Origin of the sequence: Nocardia elegans NBRC 108235, from assembly GCF_001612845.1 — a bacterium.
Lineage (GTDB): Bacteria > Actinomycetota > Actinomycetes > Mycobacteriales > Mycobacteriaceae > Nocardia > Nocardia nova.
On record NZ_BDBF01000033.1, the window covers coordinates 33,270 to 48,104 of the forward strand.

The window sequence follows — 14,835 nt, forward strand, 5'->3', positions numbered from 1 at the left end:
ATTCGGTCCGGCGCCGCGCCACCGGACGAGGCCCGGGTGCAGCTATTCAAATTGTCCAGCACTCGGCGGCATATGGTGACCAATTACGCCAGGGTGTCTACCCGAAATCCTCGATATTGCCCAGCACCTCCGCTCGGAGATTATCTGGATGCATGACGATCGAGGACATCTCCCGCGACACCCGGCCCGCGGTGGCGAGCGATGCGGAGCTGCGCCGGCTCGTCGGTCTGGTCGACCACGATCCCGGTGCGGATCCGTTTCCCGTCCTCGGATGGGACGCACTGGTGTGGGTGGTCGGCAACGCGACCCAGTTCACGCACTATCTGCAGGCCTTCGGGATGGCGCTGGAGGCCTATTCCGGACCCGAGACCGGCAACCGCGATCACAAGTCCTACGTCTTGCGCAGCGGCAGTGCGCGATTCGTGGTGTGCGGTGCGGTGGATCCGGCCAGTCCGCTGGTCGCCCACCACGACCGGCACGGTGACGGCATCGTCGATATCGCGCTCGAGGTGCCCGATGTGGACCGCTGCATCGCCCACGCCCGGCGTCACGGCGCGCGGATCCTGGCCGAGCCGCGCGACGCGTCGGATGAATTCGGCACGGTCCGCACGGCTGCCCTGGCCACCTACGGCGAAACCCGCCACACCCTCGTCGACCGGTCGCGCTATCACGGTCCGTATCTGCCGGGATATATCGCGCGCCGTTCGAATTATCAGCCGCGGTCGCCGCATCGGCTGTTCCAGGCCGTGGATCACGTCGTGGGCAATGTGGAACTCGGGCGGATGGACGAGTGGGTGCGGTTCTATCGGCGCGTCATGGGCTTCACCGATATGGCCGAATTCGTCGGCGACGATATCGCCACCGAATACTCGGCCTTGATGAGCAAGGTCGTGGCCAATGGCAACCACCGGGTGAAGTTTCCGTTGAACGAACCGGCGGCCGGGCGCAAACGCTCACAGATCGACGAGTATCTGGAGTTCTACGGCGGCCCGGGCGTCCAGCACATCGCGCTGGCCACCGGCGACATCCTGAGCACCGTCGACGCCCTGCGCCGGGAGGGCATCGAATTCCTCGACACCCCGGACGCCTATTACGACGATCCCGATCTGCGCGCCCGCATCGGCCACGTCCGCGTCCCCGTACGACAACTGCGATCGCGCGGCATCCTGGTCGACCGCGACGAGGACGGATACCTGCTCCAGATCTTCTGCAAGCCCCTCACCGACCGCCCCACCGTGTTCTTCGAATTGATCGAGCGGCACGGCTCGCTGGGCTTCGGAAAGGGCAACTTCAAGGCCCTGTTCCAGGCGATCGAGAGGGAACAGCACGCGCGCGGGAATCTGTGACCGGGCGCGCGTCCTCACCCGGCGTCGGGCAGTGCGCGCAAACGCGCCTTGATGTCGAGGCGCCGTCGTGACCGCACGGTGTAGAGGGCCAGCGCGGCGATGATCGTCCACTGCACCGGGTTCATCAGCGCTACCGCTGCCGGCACCGGCAGGCAATAGATCACCAGGAGTCGCACCACCGCATCGACCGCGAGTCCGGCGCTCCACACCGCCGTGGCGATCGTGAACGCGCGGCGGACGACGGAGTCGTTGTGCCACAATGTGTCCCAGCGGACGGCGGAATCCGGCCCGAGCGCGTGCATGCGCTGCGAGATCGCGAACATCGCCGGCCGGCCCAGCAGGCAGCTGCCCGCCAGCAGCACACTGATCACGGCGGAGGTGATCGGGTCCTTGGCCAGCATCATTCGCTCGTCACCACCGAGTACGGCCAGCACGAGGCCCAATACGTTGAGCAGGAAGACGAACACGGCGATGCCGTCGGCCTTGCGGCGCGCCGCCGCGACAGCGAGCGCCCACCCGCCCGCGACGATTGTCGAACCCACCAGCGCTCGATAGCTGGTGAACCCGGCCGCGAGCAGCAGATAGTAGGTCGCGGGCGACAGGCCGATATCGGCCGCGAGTCCGAGCACCCGCCACAGCCGGCGTGGTTCGCTCCCGGTGTCGGCGGCGGTGAATGCGGCGGTGTCGGTCATCGGAATCTCCCCTGCGAGTACTGGCGCTATGTCGTTGACACGCTAGGGATTTCGCGCATGTGTGCGCCTCGGCCGGGAGATGGACCACGGGATCTCCACCCACGGGTGGAGCCGGCGGGCCGAATCTCGGCCCGGCGGTCGTTCCGGCAACGAGTCGACCGCGCCTACCGTCGTGGTGCGGGCACGACATGCCACCAGGAGGGTTATGCGAGAGGGGCTGCGGGAGTTCGGGCGAAGGCTGATCGGCAACGATCCCGACGCCAGCCCGTTGATGCGTTCGATCGGCGCGACGCTGCTCGCGGCCAATCTGGTGTTCAACCACCGGGGAGCGCCGGCGGCGTGGCTGTGGGCGGTGCTGGTGGCCGCCTATGCCGGGTGGCTCGTGTTCGCGGTGGTCGAATCCCGGTATCCCCGGATGGCCACCCTGGCGTTGACCTGGTGCGCCTTGTCGAGCGCGGCGGTCGTCGGAGCGGCCCCGGACATTTCCGCGTTCATCATGCTGTGCGCGGCGGCCAGTGTGCTCGCCCAGCAGTTCCGGTCCGCTACGCGAATCATCCTGCTCGGCTTCGCGGCACAGGTCGCGGTTCTGATCGCCGGTTGTGCGGCGGCCGGGAAGAGCCTCGGCGACCTGCTGACCTATGTCGGCGTGCTCGTCATACTGCTGCTGCTCGGTTTGTATCGCCGACAGCATCGACTGCGCGTACGCCAGACCCAGCTGCTGCTCGAACAGACGCGGCGCGCACAGGACGAACAGGCCCGGGCGGCCGCGCTGGACGAACGTGCCCGGATCGCGCGGGAATTGCACGATGTACTGGCACATTCGCTGGGAGCACTGGGTATGCAGTTGGAGGTCGCGGAGCTGCTGCTCGACGAAAGGGGCGATATACCGGGCGCATTGGCGCATGTACGGCGCTCGCACCGGCTGGCCCGCGACGGATTGATCGAGGCGCGCGGTGCGGTGGCCGCGCTGCGCGGCGACATGCCACCGCTGCCCGATGCCGTGCGTGAACTGGTCGAGAGTTATCGGCGCGATCACCGGATGACGGTGGAACTGCGCTGCGACGGCCCCGCCCGGCCGGTGGATTCGGGTGCCGCGGTATCGCTGCTGCGCACCCTGCGCGAGGCCCTGACGAATGCCGCCAAGCACGCACCGGGCCGGCCGGTGCGGGTCGCGCTCGAGTTCGCGGCCGACGAGGTGCGACTGTCGGTGCGAAACGCGTTCGCGGAGCAGACGAATCGCGAGCCGCTGCCCGGCGGCGGGTACGGTCTGACCGGGATGCGTGAGCGGATCGCATTGGCCGGGGGCACGCTGTCGTCCGGTGCGGCCGACGGCGAATGGGTTGTGACAGCGGAGGTTCCGATTGAGTGAGGGACAGGAACCGCTCCGGGTGCTGGTGGTCGACGACCAGCAGGTGATGCGTGAGGGTCTGGTCGCACTGCTGGGACTGGTCGACGAGGTGATCGTGGTCGGCGCCGCGGGGGACGGGGAACAGGCACTGCGAGCGGTGGCGGAGACCGATCCGGACGTGGTGCTCATGGATCTGCGGATGCCCGTACTCGACGGCGTCGAGGCGACCCGCCGGATCGCGGGCGGCCATCCCGGGACCGCGGTACTGGTACTGACCACCTACGCCGACGACGCCTCGATCGTGAGCGCGCTGCGTGCGGGCGCGCGCGGCTACCTCACCAAGGACGCCGGCCGGGCGGAGATCGTCGCCGCCATCCGTGCAGCGGCGGCCGGGCAGTCCACCTTCGACGCCACGGTGTCCCAGCGGCTGGTGGACGCCCTGATCGGAGCACGGGACCGGCCGGCGCCGAGCGCGCCCGCCGCCGGTACGCCGAATCCCGACGGCCTCACCGCTCGCGAGGCGGAGGTCGTCTCGCTGATCACGCGTGGACTGAGCAACGCCGAAATAGCCGCCCACCTGTTCGTCTCGCCGGCGACGGTGAAAACTCACATCAACAACGCCTTCGCCAAGATCGGCGCCCGCAACCGTGCCGACGCCGTCCGCTACGGCTACCGCCACGGCCTGGCCGACCCGACCGCAGACTGAGGTGGTGGCCCTGTGCTACGCGACACCCGAGCCCAGGACGCCGAAACCAGTAGAGTGCCCATCATGCGATTGACGGCGGCGATTGTCACCGGGACGGCTCTCGCGGCACTGCTGGCGGGCTGCGGTTCGGGCGACAAGTCCGACAGTGATTCCCCGTCGGTTCGTCCGCCCGCGAAGGTGGCGGCGCTGGGTCCGTTCGCGGGGGAGTGCGGGCATGTCACCGATGACGAGGTCCGGAATCTGGGTGGGCTCGGTCAGATCTCGCAGGTGTTCAAGAATTCGGTCGGCTGCAATTGGCAGGCCGGCGGAATCGGCGGTCCCAGCGTGACGTTCGCGTCGTATCGGGGCAGTCCGATCGGACGGGAGAAGGCGTGGGTGACCGCGCAGGGCCGCAATCCGGAGTCGATCGAGGTCGGCGGGCATCAGGGTTTCCAGGATGCGAGCCCGGACGGCACCATCTGTGACTTCGCGGTGCAGCTGGGCGACGACTTCTTCGAATGGTCGACCTCGGCCGGCGCATTCGGGCAGGTGTCGACGACACCGTGCGACAAGAACCGCAAACTGGCCGAACTGACCGTGCAGCGGCTGAAGTGAGGGCGGCTGAAATGAGCAACGGCATGCGTGATCAGGGCCGCGTCCGGCGCGGCGTGCGTGCGGGCGGGATCGCGGTCCTCGCACTCGCGGTCGGGCTGACGGTAGGCGGCTGCGGTCGCACGGTCTCGGGAACCGCGTTGCCGGCGGGTAGCGGCGGCGGCGTGAACATGAACTTCGACAAGTTGCTGCGCGAATGCGAGGTCGTCAAACAGGACGACATCGCCAAGGCGACCGGTGCCCAGGACGCACAGGGTTCGTTCAACGGCGCGGTGTGCATGTGGGATCTGTCGGGTACGCCCGGCGGCGACGGTATGGCCACGCTGAACTGGTACGAGATGGGTTCGCTGCCGAACGAGAAGGCCAACAACGATCGGCTCGGCTACACCACCACCGATGTGAACGTGCAGGGCCGGCGCTCGCTGCAGGTCCAGCGGCCGGGCGATCCGGATTCGTGCGGTGTGATGGCGCCGGCCGCGGACACCGGGATCATCGGCTGGTGGGTGAACTACCGGCCGGGTGGTCATCCGGATCCGTGTGCCGGGGCGAAGAAGCTGGCGGAGTTGACCTTGAACCTGGCGCGCTGAGCGAATGTCGTTCGGCGCCCGGGGTCTTCGCGCGGTGTCGCAGGACCGGGTCCCGGGCGATCGTCGCCTCGCCACCCCGGCCGCGCCGCGCGGGTGGCCTCGAGAGATAGTGAAAACGCATAGTCGGTGGTGGGCCGGGGCCTGCGGACCCCACTTTTGCCCCCCGCCGCGCCGACGGGTATCGTGGATCGCTGTGCCCGGAAGCGTGCGGGCAGGTTTGTGCGTAGAACGTAAGCCAGCGAGAGCGGCCGACCGTTTCAGCGTGCCCGGAAAAGTAGGCATGTACTGCGCGCGACACGCCCGACCTCGGGACGCGTGGAAACGCGATCCGGGCAAGTGGTGACAGCTCTATGACGTCGGTGTGAACTCCGGGGAATCGGGCAGCACCGCCGACAAACAGACATCGAAGAGTTCCAGACACCTGGTTACTGAATAAGGAAAGCCGGTATATGCCAACCATCAACCAGCTGGTCCGCAAGGGTCGTCGCGACAAGGTCGCCAAGACCAAGACTGCGGCCCTGAAGGGGAGCCCGCAGCGTCGTGGCGTGTGCACCCGCGTGTACACCACGACCCCGAAGAAGCCGAACTCCGCGCTGCGTAAGGTTGCGCGTGTTCGCCTGACCAGCGCGGTCGAGGTCACGGCTTACATCCCGGGCGAGGGTCACAACCTGCAGGAGCACTCGATGGTGCTCGTTCGCGGTGGTCGTGTGAAGGACCTCCCCGGTGTGCGCTACAAGATCATCCGCGGCTCGCTCGACACCCAGGGTGTGAAGAACCGCAAGCAGGCCCGCAGCCGCTACGGCGCCAAGAAGGAGAAGAGCTGATATGCCACGCAAGGGCCCCGCACCCAAGCGTCCGCTGATCAACGATCCGGTCTACGGATCGCCGCTGGTCACTCAGCTGGTCAACAAGATCCTGCTGGACGGCAAGAAGTCGACCGCCGAGCGCATCGTCTACGGTGCCCTCGAGCAGGCGCGCGAGAAGACCGGCACCGATCCGGTCGTCACCCTCAAGCGTGCGCTCGACAACGTGAAGCCCGCCCTCGAGGTGAAGCCGCGTCGTGTCGGTGGCGCCACCTACCAGGTCCCGGTCGAGGTTCGTCCGGGGCGCGCCAACACCCTGGCGCTGCGCTGGCTGGTCAACTACTCGCGCGCGCGTCGTGAGAAGACCATGATCGAGCGTCTGGCCAACGAGCTGCTGGATGCGAGCAACGGTCTGGGCGCTTCGGTGAAGCGTCGCGAGGACACCCACAAGATGGCCGAGTCCAACCGGGCGTTCGCGCACTACCGCTGGTGATTGGTCACCCGGTCCGCCGGTGAAGGAACGGCGCCGGGAGGCGAGTCACAGTCGGGTGCGGCACGTGCTCAGCAGGGCACCAATCAGCCGCACCCGACGTTGACATAGTGATGGCCAGGGGCCCGCATCGAAGCGGAACCGCCCGGGCCGTTCCCGAAAATCCCAACTAGCTGATCGCTAACAGAGCAGAGCGGGGAAGATTTCCGTGGCACAGGACGTGCTCACCGACCTCAACAAGGTCCGCAACATCGGCATCATGGCTCACATCGATGCCGGCAAGACGACCACTACCGAACGAATCCTGTTCTACACCGGTGTGAACTACAAGATCGGTGAGACCCACGACGGTGCGTCGACCACCGACTGGATGGAGCAGGAGCAGGAACGCGGCATCACCATCACCTCGGCGGCGGTGACGTGTTTCTGGAACCAGAACCAGATCAACATCATCGACACCCCCGGCCACGTCGACTTCACCGTCGAGGTGGAGCGTTCGCTGCGTGTGCTCGACGGCGCCGTCGCGGTGTTCGACGGTAAAGAGGGCGTCGAGCCGCAGTCGGAGCAGGTGTGGCGTCAGGCCGACAAGTACGACGTGCCGCGTATCTGCTTCGTCAACAAGATGGACAAGCTGGGCGCGGACTTCTACTTCACCGTGCAGACCATCAAGGACCGTCTCGGTGCGAAGCCGCTCGTCATCCAGCTGCCGATCGGCGCGGAGGACACCTTCGAGGGCATCGTCGACCTGGTCGAGATGAACGCCAAGGTGTGGACCGGCGAGACCAAGCTCGGTGAGAAGTACGAGGTCACCGAGATCCCGGCCGACCTGAAGGAGAAGGCCGAGCAGTACCGCCAGGAGCTGCTCGAGACCGTCGCCGAGTCGGACGAGGCGCTGCTGGAGAAGTTCTTCGGTGGCGAGGAGCTCACGATCGACGAGATCAAGGGCGCCATCCGGAAGCTGACCGTCGCCTCGGAGCTGTACCCGGTGCTGTGTGGTTCGGCGTTCAAGAACAAGGGCGTGCAGCCCATGCTCGACGCCGTCGTGGACTACCTGCCCTCGCCGCTGGACGTCGAGAACGTGCAGGGTCACGTGCCCGGCAAGGAAGACGAGATCATCACTCGTAAGCCGAGCGCCGACGAGCCGTTCGCCGCGCTGGCGTTCAAGATCGCCGTGCACCCGTTCTTCGGCAAGCTGACCTACGTCCGCGTCTACTCGGGCAAGGTCGACTCCGGCGCCCAGGTCATCAACGCGACCAAGGGCAAGAAGGAGCGTCTGGGCAAGCTGTTCCAGATGCACTCCAACAAGGAGAACCCGGTCCCGCAGGTTTCCGCCGGCCACATCTACGCGGTCATCGGCCTGAAGGACACCACCACGGGTGACACCCTGTGCGATCCGCAGAACCAGATCGTGCTGGAGTCCATGACCTTCCCGGACCCGGTCATCGAGGTCTCGATCGAGCCCAAGACCAAGTCCGACCAGGAGAAGCTGGGCACCGCGATCCAGAAGCTGGCCGAAGAGGACCCGACCTTCTCCGTGAAGCTGGATGCCGAAACCGGCCAGACCGTCATCGGCGGTATGGGCGAGCTTCACCTCGACATCCTCGTCGACCGGATGAAGCGCGAGTTCAAGGTCGAGGCGAACGTCGGTAAGCCGCAGGTCGCGTACCGCGAGACGATCACCAAGCCGGTCGAGAAGCTCGAGTACACGCACAAGAAGCAGACCGGTGGTTCGGGCCAGTTCGCCCGCGTCATCATCGGCCTGGAGCCCTTCACCGGCGAGGACGGCGCGACCTACGAGTTCGAGAACAAGGTCACCGGTGGCCGCGTTCCGCGCGAGTACATCCCGTCGGTGGACGCCGGCATCCAGGACTCCATGCAGTACGGTGTCCTCGCCGGTTACCCGCTGGTCAACCTGAAGGCCACCCTGCTCGACGGCGCCTACCACGAGGTCGACTCCTCGGAAATGGCGTTCAAGATCGCGGGTTCGATGGCGCTGAAGGAAGCGGCCCGTAAGGCCGGTCCGGTGATCCTCGAGCCGCTCATGGCGGTCGAGGTCATCACGCCCGAGGACTACATGGGCGATGTGATCGGCGACCTGAACTCCCGCCGTGGCCAGATCCAGGCCATGGAGGAACGCAGTGGTGCCCGTGTCGTCAAGGCGCTGGTTCCGCTCTCGGAGATGTTCGGTTACATCGGTGACCTGCGGTCGAAGACCCAGGGCCGGGCGAACTACTCCATGGTGTTCGATTCGTACGCGGAGGTTCCGGCCAACGTGGCGAAGGAGATCATCGCCAAGGCGACCGGCGAGTAATCGCAGTCGGGGCGGATTTGCGAGAATCCGCCCCGTATCGGTCGCGTACGACCCCCTGTAAATACAAACCGCACTGCTGCACAAAAGCACGCACTAACTAGTCCAGGAGGACAACAGTGGCGAAGGCGAAGTTCGAGCGGACGAAGCCCCACGTCAACATCGGCACCATCGGTCACGTCGACCACGGCAAGACCACGTTGACTGCCGCCATCACCAAGGTGCTGGCCGACAAGTACCCGGACCTGAACCAGAGCTTCGCGTTCGACCAGATCGACAAGGCTCCGGAGGAGAAGGCTCGTGGTATCACGATCAACATCTCCCACGTCGAGTACCAGACCGAGAAGCGTCACTACGCGCACGTCGACGCCCCCGGTCACGCCGACTACATCAAGAACATGATCACCGGTGCGGCCCAGATGGACGGCGCCATCCTGGTCGTGGCCGCCACCGACGGCCCGATGCCGCAGACCCGTGAGCACGTGCTGCTCGCCCGTCAGGTCGGCGTGCCCTACATCCTGGTCGCGCTGAACAAGTCGGACATGGTCGACGACGAGGAGATCCTCGAGCTCGTCGAGATGGAGGTCCGCGAGCTGCTGGCCGCCCAGGAGTTCGACGAGGAGGCTCCGGTCGTCCGCGTCTCCGGCCTGAAGGCCCTCGAGGGTGACGAGAAGTGGGTCGAGTCGATCGTCGAGCTGATGAACGCCGTCGACGAGTCCATCCCGGACCCGGTCCGTGAGACCGACAAGCCGTTCCTGATGCCGATCGAGGACGTCTTCACCATCACCGGTCGTGGCACCGTGGTCACCGGTCGTGTCGAGCGTGGCGTGATCAACGTCAACGAAGAGGTCGAGATCGTGGGTATCCGCGAGAAGACCACCAAGACCACCATCACCGGCATCGAGATGTTCCGCAAGCTGCTGGACCAGGGCCAGGCCGGTGACAACGTCGGTCTGCTGGTGCGTGGTATCAAGCGCGAAGATGTCGAGCGTGGTCAGGTCGTCATCAAGCCGGGTACCACCACCCCGCACACCGAGTTCGAGGGCCAGGCGTACATCCTGTCGAAGGACGAGGGCGGCCGCCACACCCCGTTCTTCAACAACTACCGCCCGCAGTTCTACTTCCGCACCACCGACGTGACCGGCGTCGTGACCCTCCCCGAGGGCACCGAGATGGTCATGCCGGGCGACAACACCGAGATGAGCGTCAAGCTGATCCAGCCGGTCGCCATGGAAGAGGGCCTGCGCTTCGCGATCCGCGAGGGTGGCCGCACCGTCGGCGCCGGCCGCGTCACCAAGGTCATCAAGTGACTTTGTGATCGGCCGTCACGACATGTGACAGCATGAAAAGGGCCGTTCCCCTCGGGGAGCGGCCCTTTTCGCGTCGCTGGATCAGTTCTCGGTCGCCGCCAGGAGCGCTTCGGCGAATTCGCGCATCTGGTCGGCGCCGCCGAACCAGGTGGTGACGAGTTCGACTGCGGCGGTGCGGGTTCGGTGGGCGGCGGTGATGAGGCCGTTGAGGTCGACATCGCCGGCTTCGGCGTTGCGGGCCACATTTTCCAGGGTGTGGCTGGCCAGCAGTAACTGCATCACCAGGCCGACGTCGATGGCCGGGGGTTCGCCGGTGGTCTCGGCCCGGCGGCGGGCCGCGCGGCGGGAGGTGGGGGGCAGGCCGGTGCGCGAAGCGATGTCGTCCGGTGTGTCACCGGAGTGCTGATCACCGGTGGCACGACGATTTCGGCGACCACCGGTACCGGCGGCACTGGTGGACGATTCGATGTGGGCGGCGCCGATCGCCGAATCCGGCTGTGTCGCACCGTCTTCCGGGGCCTCGGTCGCGGGGTCGTCGGCTCGGGTTTCCGCTGCGAGCGACCGGTGCCGGCTGGTCGGAACGGACTCCGCCACCCGGACTTCCGCGGCGCGTCGTCGCAGGATGTCGGTATCGGACTGTTCGGCGAGGGTACTCGTCGGGGCCGAGCGCAGGCCCACCGCCGTCCCGTTGCGGGAGGGAAGCTGGTGGGAAGCGGCGTGGCCGTTGTCCGCGTGGCCGCGGATCGCCGGGAGCATGTCGGTGTTCTGCCACGATTCCGGATCTCCGGAGCCGGCTTCGTCCGTTCGGTCGGCCGGATCGGAGTGGGCCGGGGGCGTCGACTCCGCGCGGTGGGAGTGTGCCGGCTCGTTCGAATGCCGGTGCGGCAGCCGCGCCGCGGGGGTCGCCCTCTCGTCCTTGTCGTCCTCCGCTGCGCCCGTATTCGCCTCGGCGACGGTGTGTTCGGCGGCCTGGGCGCTCTCGGCGACGGATTCGGCCCGCGTAATGGGGTGTGGTGTGTGCTCGCTCCCGGCCGCCGATTCGGTGGTCGCGGTGGGCCGGAGGGCATCGTCGGGCGACCGGTCGGTCAGTGGTGTCGCGGCGAGCCGTGTGGGATCGGCGTCGCCGCCGGCCGATGTCGCGTGACCGATCGCCGTGCGGTCCGCACCTTCCGCTGTCGCGCTGCGGGATTCACTCTCGCTCCCGGAGGTGGCTGCGGGCGGCTCGTCCCCGGCAGTTGCCGGTTCGGTCACCGCGGTGGTGTGCTGCTCACCGGTTGCCGATTCGGTTGCCGCGATGTCGCCGGGCAGCCGGGCCGCGGGGGTGTTCGCGGCGGGCTGCTCGTCGCCGCGTGCCCGCCGAGCCGCACGGGGAATGGGCCGGCGGGGAGTGTCCGGGCGCGGGGCGGTGCTCGCCGGTGTCGCGTCGGCGGCGAGACCCGTTCCGGCACCGGCCGGTTCGGTCCGGGCGATGCCGTGGGCGGGAGTGGGAAGCCGCATCGGGAGTTTCGGCGGAGCCGGGACGGATGCGGTCGACGGGGCGCCGGATTCGACCGGATCGGATCGCCGCGGTTCCGGCGGCTCGGCGGGCTCGGTTTCGGCGGTACGGGCGCGACTCTGCCGCCCGGGGTCGATGCCCAGGCTCTCCGCGATGCGGCGGACGGTGTCCTCCGGATCCTGGGATCCGGCATCGAGTTCGGTTTCCCAGCTTGCCTTTTCCGGCGTCGAGTTCTCGTTGTCGCCAGGAGCCGTGGATGATCCCAGGACACCCGATCTCGGATCGACCGGCGGCGTCTCCGCCGCGCTCACCGCGAAACTGGAGGTGGGAGCGGATTCGTCGTCGGCCGCAGGATTGTTCTGCGACTGCGCCGCACCCTTCTCGTAATCCGCATCGAACGGTGAGGCGAACATGCTGCGCTGCGCGGGTTCTCGGGTGGCGAGCGGAGGGATGTTCGTGCGGGCCGATGTGTCGCGGACCGGCAGCGGCGGTGCGGCGGGAGGTGCCGGAACCGCGGTGCCGGCGAGGTAGTCGGGTGAAAAGGACGGGACATCGGTGGGCGAGGCGACCGGGGGCGGGCCGAAGACGCTCTCAACCGATCCGGAATCACCGAATTCGGCGCTGTCCCAGCGCAGTCCGAACTTCTCGGCACCGCCGTGCGCGGGACCGCTGCCACCCGTCGGCTGACCCGGCTCCTCCTCGGAGCGGGTCAGTCGGTGCCCCTCTCGTGCAGTATGGGGTTCTCCGAAACGGGCATTGGCGGGATCCGTCATACACTCCATTCTTATCGCTCACGTTTCGGGGTGCGAGTTCGCGGGGGTGTGCGACGGTTCCCGCCGTCCTTGCGCCGCAGCTCAATCCGTCCGTTTTGCGAGTTCGGTGCCGCGGCGCAGGGTGAGCGACATCAGTTCACTCGGCTCGTCCACCTCGATCCGATGCCAACGCCCCCGCGGCACGATGAACGCCTGTCCGGCGCGCAGCGATACCGGTCCCGCCGCGTCGCCGGGCTCACGCAGATACATCCGGATTCCGCCCGAGAGCACCGCCACCAACTCCTCTCCGCTCGGATGTATTTCCCAGTGGTCACCGTGGACGTCGGCGTCGGTGGCCACCCGGAAAGTCGCCAGCGTCCACCCCTCCATATCTCCGGACATACGGCGTTGTTCGTCGAACACCCGGCCGTCGGGCAGCATTCGGATGCCGCGGGCGAACAGGTCGACAGGTGCGAGGTGCATGGTGGTGCCTTTCATTCGGCCGCGACCGGAGTCGGTGCGGGTGCGAAGCCGAGCTCGCGGCGAACGGCGGGCAGGGCCACGTTCACCACCGCCATATCCAGCGCGATCATCCACTGCGCCACCGTGATCAATGCCGGAGCGGCGCCCGGTGTGTATTTTCTATACATGTATAAAAAGTAACCGACCGCGATGCTCGCTGTCGAGACCTCGTGTCAAGATGGCCGGGTGAGCACCCGAACCGGACGTCCGCCGCGGTTGTCCCGCGCGCAGATCGTGGCCGCCGCGCGCGAGCTGATCGAGACCCACGGCGTGCAGGCGCTGACCATGCGGCGCCTGGCCACCGAACTCGGCGCGACGCCGATGGCGCTCTATCACCACGTACCGGACAAGGACGCGCTGCTGCTGCTTCTGCTCGACGACGTGGCGACGGGTGCGGTCCATCCGCCACTGCCGGACGACCCCTGGGAACGCCTGATCGTCGCGGCCCGCGCGATGCACGACATCCTGGCCCCGGTTCCGTGGATCACCGAGGTGCTCACCGCCGACGACCTGCTCTCACCGGCCGCGCTCTGGTATCCCGAGACGATCCTGGACGCGGCGATGGACGCCGGGCTGGATGCCGAGCGGGCGGTGCACGCCTATCGGACGATCTGGTACTACACCGCCGGGGAAATTCTGATTCGGGCCGCGGCTCGCCGGCGTCGCGACGACGACCGGCCGGTGTTCCGGGAGCGCGTCTTCGCCGATATCGATGCCGGCGAACTTCCGCGCCTGGCGGCCGTGGCCGACCGGTGGAGCGCGCTCACCGCGGCCGACACCTACGAGCAAGGATTGCGCGCGCTGGTCGATGGTCTGCTGCCGGTTCGCTGAACCGGCGGCGCCGGCTCAGCCCAGGCTGGTCATGCCGGCCGCGACGACCCGGGAGAGGTTCGTGATCTCCTCGGCGCCCGCGAGTGTCAATCCGTCCAGTGCGTGCAACCGGTCGGTGCTCGCGATGGTGAGCATGGCCGACACCCAGGCGGCCGCGCAGGCGCGCAGGGTTCCGGGTTGTACCTGCCCGGGCGCACTCGCCTGCAATACCCGGGCGGTGACGTCGAGCAGCTGATCGCGCATGCGGCGCACCTGTTTTCGCACATCCGGATGCGTATCGGCCTCGCGCCACATGATCACGCGCAGCACCGAGGAATGGTGGTCGCGCAGATTCAGCGCCGCGTCGAGGTTCACCAGGCTGGTCGCCGGATCGCCGGGCCGGACCACCGTGGCGATGTCGTCGATCGGATGCGCGGGAACTCGCTCGGCCATCAGCGCCGAGAGGATCGAGTCCTTGGTGGGGAAGTAATAGAAGACCAGCCCCTTCGGAACGCCGGCCGCAGTGGCTATCGCAGCCGTCGCGGTCGCGTCGAATCCGTGTGCCGCGAACAGGCTTTCGGCGGCATCCAGAATCAGGGCGCGGGCGTCGCCGTCGACCTTGCTGCTGCGGCGACGCCCCGCTCGACGGGGTTTGGGCATCTGCATCAGTGAGCAGTATGCATCCGTGCCGATACCTGCGGAAGGGCGGCCAGGGCGACCGCGACGGTCAGTACGCCGACGATCCACGCGGTCCACGACGCCGCGCTGAAGGAGCTGAAGTTCATCACCCACGGCGAGATGAACAGCAGGACGCCGAACAGGCCCATCGCGTAATCGGTTCCGGCGATGCCCGGACGGGTGAACTGGACCAGGCCGGCCAGGGCGATCAGCACTCCGAGCACGATCAGGGTCCACATGGCGCGGTTGCTGTGGTCGGTCCAGATGGGGGACAGGGCGGTGTAGACGCCCAGTGCCACGGCCACGGAACTCAGGGTGCGGTTTTCGGTGAGCATGGGGGCCTCCTCGGGGGGCGGAATTGTGTTCTGATCTCGGTATAACTCTGATTGACCGCCCG

16 protein-coding genes are annotated in these 14,835 nt (G+C 67.4%); 10 read left to right on the forward strand and 6 right to left on the reverse strand.

Annotated features, from left to right (window positions below; genetic code table 11):
• Positions 1-152 precede the first annotated feature (152 nt).
• Positions 153-1,346, forward strand: coding sequence for a 4-hydroxyphenylpyruvate dioxygenase (gene hppD, locus NE2_RS22840; protein WP_063029244.1), 1,194 nt, complete (start codon positions 153-155; stop codon positions 1,344-1,346).
• Positions 1,347-1,360: 14 nt separating this feature from the next.
• Here the strand turns inward: hppD and NE2_RS22845 are convergent, their stop codons facing one another.
• Positions 1,361-2,038: a VC0807 family protein gene (locus tag NE2_RS22845; protein WP_063029246.1), complete on the reverse strand. Its 678-nt coding sequence runs from the start codon at positions 2,036-2,038 to the stop codon at positions 1,361-1,363.
• A gap of 205 nt (positions 2,039-2,243) precedes the next feature.
• On the opposite strand from NE2_RS22845, the gene NE2_RS22850 reads away from it, so the two are divergent.
• From NE2_RS22850 to tuf, 8 genes are all read left to right on the forward strand, one after another.
• The gene (locus NE2_RS22850) at positions 2,244-3,407 is read left to right on the forward strand and encodes a sensor histidine kinase (RefSeq protein ID WP_063029251.1); all 1,164 of its coding nucleotides are present in this window, start codon (positions 2,244-2,246) and stop codon (positions 3,405-3,407) included.
• On the forward strand, positions 3,400-4,092 hold the full coding sequence (locus NE2_RS22855; RefSeq protein ID WP_084494255.1) for a response regulator transcription factor: 693 nt from the start codon (positions 3,400-3,402) through the stop codon (positions 4,090-4,092). Before NE2_RS22850 ends, NE2_RS22855 begins: the two co-directional genes overlap by 8 nt.
• A gap of 63 nt (positions 4,093-4,155) precedes the next feature.
• On the forward strand, positions 4,156-4,686 hold the full coding sequence (locus NE2_RS22860; RefSeq protein ID WP_063029253.1) for a DUF3558 domain-containing protein: 531 nt from the start codon (positions 4,156-4,158) through the stop codon (positions 4,684-4,686).
• Positions 4,687-4,709: 23 nt separating this feature from the next.
• Complete coding sequence (locus NE2_RS22865; protein WP_063029288.1) at positions 4,710-5,270, forward strand: DUF3558 domain-containing protein; 561 nt, start codon at positions 4,710-4,712, stop codon at positions 5,268-5,270.
• A 449-nt stretch (positions 5,271-5,719) separates the two neighbouring features.
• Entirely contained in the window at positions 5,720-6,094 is a 375-nt protein-coding gene (rpsL, locus tag NE2_RS22870) for a 30S ribosomal protein S12 (RefSeq protein ID WP_014353064.1), read from the forward strand.
• A 1-nt stretch (position 6,095) separates the two neighbouring features.
• On the forward strand, positions 6,096-6,566 hold the full coding sequence (gene rpsG, locus NE2_RS22875; RefSeq protein ID WP_030517120.1) for a 30S ribosomal protein S7: 471 nt from the start codon (positions 6,096-6,098) through the stop codon (positions 6,564-6,566).
• Positions 6,567-6,771: 205 nt separating this feature from the next.
• Positions 6,772-8,874 (forward strand): elongation factor G, encoded by a 2,103-nt coding sequence (fusA, locus tag NE2_RS22880; RefSeq protein WP_063029255.1) that lies wholly within the window; start codon positions 6,772-6,774, stop codon positions 8,872-8,874.
• 116 nt (positions 8,875-8,990) lie between these two features.
• Positions 8,991-10,181 carry an elongation factor Tu gene (gene tuf, locus NE2_RS22885; protein ID WP_063013626.1) on the forward strand — a complete coding sequence of 397 codons (1,191 nt, stop codon included), beginning with the start codon at positions 8,991-8,993 and terminating at the stop codon, positions 10,179-10,181.
• Between the two features lie 81 nt (positions 10,182-10,262).
• On the opposite strand, the gene NE2_RS22890 is transcribed toward tuf, so the two are convergent.
• The 3 genes from NE2_RS22890 to NE2_RS35880 form a co-directional block, all read right to left on the reverse strand.
• Positions 10,263-12,449: a hypothetical protein gene (locus NE2_RS22890; RefSeq protein WP_063029257.1), complete on the reverse strand. Its 2,187-nt coding sequence runs from the start codon at positions 12,447-12,449 to the stop codon at positions 10,263-10,265.
• Between the two features lie 81 nt (positions 12,450-12,530).
• Positions 12,531-12,911: a cupin domain-containing protein gene (locus NE2_RS22895; protein ID WP_063029290.1), complete on the reverse strand. Its 381-nt coding sequence runs from the start codon at positions 12,909-12,911 to the stop codon at positions 12,531-12,533.
• A gap of 11 nt (positions 12,912-12,922) precedes the next feature.
• Entirely contained in the window at positions 12,923-13,078 is a 156-nt protein-coding gene (locus NE2_RS35880; RefSeq protein ID WP_157110961.1) for a hypothetical protein, read from the reverse strand.
• A gap of 58 nt (positions 13,079-13,136) precedes the next feature.
• On the opposite strand from NE2_RS35880, the gene NE2_RS22900 reads away from it, so the two are divergent.
• Positions 13,137-13,781 carry a TetR/AcrR family transcriptional regulator gene (locus NE2_RS22900; RefSeq protein ID WP_233429859.1) on the forward strand — a complete coding sequence of 215 codons (645 nt, stop codon included), beginning with the start codon at positions 13,137-13,139 and terminating at the stop codon, positions 13,779-13,781.
• Positions 13,782-13,796: 15 nt separating this feature from the next.
• Here NE2_RS22900 and NE2_RS22905 read toward each other — a convergent pair whose 3' ends face one another.
• Together NE2_RS22905 and NE2_RS22910 are read right to left on the reverse strand one after the other, a co-directional pair.
• Positions 13,797-14,426, reverse strand: a complete 630-nt coding sequence (locus NE2_RS22905; RefSeq protein WP_106958677.1) for a TetR/AcrR family transcriptional regulator — start codon at positions 14,424-14,426, stop codon at positions 13,797-13,799.
• Positions 14,426-14,773, reverse strand: coding sequence for an SPW repeat protein (locus tag NE2_RS22910; RefSeq protein WP_063029261.1), 348 nt, complete (start codon positions 14,771-14,773; stop codon positions 14,426-14,428). Before NE2_RS22910 ends, NE2_RS22905 begins: the two co-directional genes overlap by 1 nt.
• Positions 14,774-14,835 lie beyond the last annotated feature (62 nt).